Origin of the sequence: Pontibacterium sp. (genome assembly GCF_041587635.1) — a bacterium.
In the GTDB taxonomy this organism is placed as follows: domain Bacteria; phylum Pseudomonadota; class Gammaproteobacteria; order Pseudomonadales; family Balneatricaceae; genus Pontibacterium.
The window spans coordinates 1-2,646 of record NZ_JBFGYC010000553.1 but is presented as its reverse complement, the minus strand read 5'-3'; the positions used below and the strand labels follow the sequence as shown (position 1 = coordinate 2,646).

The window sequence follows — 2,646 nt, the reverse complement described above, 5'->3', positions numbered from 1 at the left end:
CGCCGGAGATGATCGCACCCGCGTGACCCATACGCTTGCCTGCAGGAGCAGTTACACCAGCGATGTAGGAAACAACAGGCTTAGTTACGTTTGCTTTGATGAAAGCAGCCGCTTCTTCTTCAGCGGAACCACCGATCTCACCGATCATAACGATCGCTTCAGTCTGTGGATCGTTCTGGAACATTTCCAGAATATCGATGAAGTTAGAACCAGGGATCGGGTCACCACCGATACCAACACAGGTAGACTGGCCGAAACCGTAGTCAGTTGTCTGCTTAACAGCTTCGTAAGTCAGAGTACCGGAACGGGATACGATACCGACTTTACCTGGCAGGTGGATGTGACCTGGCATGATGCCGATCTTACATTCGCCCGGAGTGATAACACCTGGGCAGTTAGGACCGATCAGGCGAACGCCCAGCTCGTCACACTTAACTTTACATTCCAGCATGTCCATAACCGGGATGTGCTCAGTGATACAAACGATCAGTTTGATACCACCGTTAGCAGCTTCCAGAATGGAATCTTTACAGAATGGCGCAGGAACGTAGATAACAGATGCTTCAGCACCAGTCGCTTCTACAGCTTCTGCAACAGTGTTAAATACTGGCAGACCCAGGTGCTCAGAACCACCTTTGCCAGGAGTTACGCCACCAACCATTTTGGTGCCGTAAGCGATAGCCTGTTCAGAGTGGAAGGTACCCTGACCACCAGTGAAACCCTGACAGATTACTTTGGTGTCTTTGTTAATCAAAACGGACATGATTATTTACCCTCCGCTGCTTTTACTGCCTGCTGAGCTGCGTCAGACAAGCTAGTTGCGGCGATGATATCCAGACCAGACTCAGCCAGCAGCTTGGAGCCCAGGTCAGCATTGTTACCTTCCAGACGTACAACAACCGGTACGTTTACACCCACTTCTTTCACTGCGCCGATGATGCCTTCTGCAATCAGGTCGCAACGAACGATACCGCCGAAGATGTTAACCAGTACGGTTTTCACCTTGTCGTCAGCCAGAATCAGTTTGAATGCTTCGGTAACACGCTCTTTAGTCGCGCCGCCGCCAACGTCCAGGAAGTTAGCAGGGAAGCCACCGTGCAGAGCAACGATGTCCATAGTACCCATTGCCAGACCTGCACCGTTAACCATGCAACCGATGGTGCCGTCCAGAGCAACGTAGTTCAGATCCCACTCAGCTGCGTGCGCTTCGCGCTCGTCTTCCTGAGATGGATCGTGCATAGCCTGCAGATCTTTGTGACGGTATACAGCATTGCCGTCGATCGCTACTTTAGCGTCCAGACAGTGCAAGTTGCCTTCGTCAGTGATAACCAGCGGGTTGATTTCCAGCAGCGCCAGATCTTTTTCCTGGAACATCTGTGCCAGACCCAGGAAGATCTTAACGAACTGCTTGATCTGATCGCCTTCCAGACCCAGCTTGAACGCCAGCTCACGGCCCTGATAAGGCTGTGCGCCAGTCAGAGGATCGATTTCAGCTTTCAGGATTTTTTCTGGAGTTTCTTCTGCTACTTTCTCAATTTCCACACCACCTTCAGTAGATGCCATGAAAATGATACGACGAGAAGAACGGTCTACAACTGCGCCCAGATACAGCTCGTTAGCGATATCGGTGCAATCTTCTACCAGAATTTTAGCAACAGGCTGGCCGTTTGCATCAGTCTGGTAAGTCACCAGATTTTTGCCCAGCCAGTTTGCTGCAAACTCTTGTGCTTCAGCAGGGGAGTCAACCAGTTTCACACCACCAGCCTTACCACGGCCGCCAGCGTGCACCTGAGTCTTAACAACCCACTTATCGCCACCAATTTTTGTAGCTGCTTCAGCTGCAGCTTCTGGAGTATCTACCGCGATTCCTTTAGAAACCGGCAGACCATATGTGGCAAACAGTTGTTTACCCTGGTACTCGTGAAGATTCATGCTCTAATCCGTTGTGTTGTCACTAGTGTGTTTTTCTGCAATCTCGTATGGAGAGTTACGATGTTGCAGCCCAGATGGGATTTCAACGACAAACTTTTATACAACGGCCAGGTACCCCCGAAATGGTGCCTGGCCGAGTAGTTTAAAACGTCAGGTTAGCGTTTTTTACGATTCGCAATGTGGATTGCGTGGCCGTCCACCGCCAGAGCGGCTTCGTGCACTGCTTCACTCACGGTTGGGTGAGCGAAAACGGTTAGCTGTAGGTCTTCTGCGCTAGAGCAGAATTCCATAGCAATCGCCGCCTGAGCAATCAGCTCAGATGCGATACCGCCAACCATGTGGACACCCAGAATGCGGTCAGTTTCTTCGCATGCAATCATCTTAACGAAACCATCGGTATCGTCAGCGGCCATTGCACGACCAGAAGCAGCAAACGGGAATTTGCCCACTTTGATCTTCACACCATCAGCTTTCAGTTCCTGCTCGGTTTTACCGACCCAGGCCAGCTCAGGATGGGTGTAGATAATGCTCGGAATCACGTCATAGTTCATCTGAGCTTTGTGGCCAGCAATGATGTCGGCAACCATAATGCCTTCTTCGGACGCTTTGTGCGCCAACATCGGACCACGTACGGAGTCACCAATCGCGTAAACGCCTGGTGCACCCGTGCGGCACTGCTCATCAACAAAGATGAAGCCGCGTTCATCCAGCTGT

Annotated in this window: 3 protein-coding genes; all 3 read right to left on the bottom strand. The window is 51.2% G+C overall.

The genetic code is table 11. From position 1 onward, the window contains the following. On the bottom strand, positions 1-763 hold a 763-nt coding region (gene sucD, locus ABYW01_RS18885; protein ID WP_372835847.1), incomplete at its 3' end, for a succinate--CoA ligase subunit alpha. A gap of 2 nt (positions 764-765) precedes the next feature. Continuing rightward, entirely contained in the window at positions 766-1,932 is a 1,167-nt protein-coding gene (sucC, locus tag ABYW01_RS18880; protein ID WP_193952278.1) for an ADP-forming succinate--CoA ligase subunit beta, read from the bottom strand. A gap of 155 nt (positions 1,933-2,087) precedes the next feature. Continuing rightward, positions 2,088-2,646, bottom strand: a 559-nt coding sequence (locus ABYW01_RS18875) for an FAD-dependent oxidoreductase (protein ID WP_372835846.1), incomplete at its 5' end; no start/stop codon positions are given.

What these genes read in the sequence shown, in the direction of transcription:
- sucC (WP_193952278.1), bottom strand. Translation starts at nt 1,932, where the DNA reads ATGAATCTTCACGAGTACCAGGGTAAACAACTGTTTGCCACATATGGT.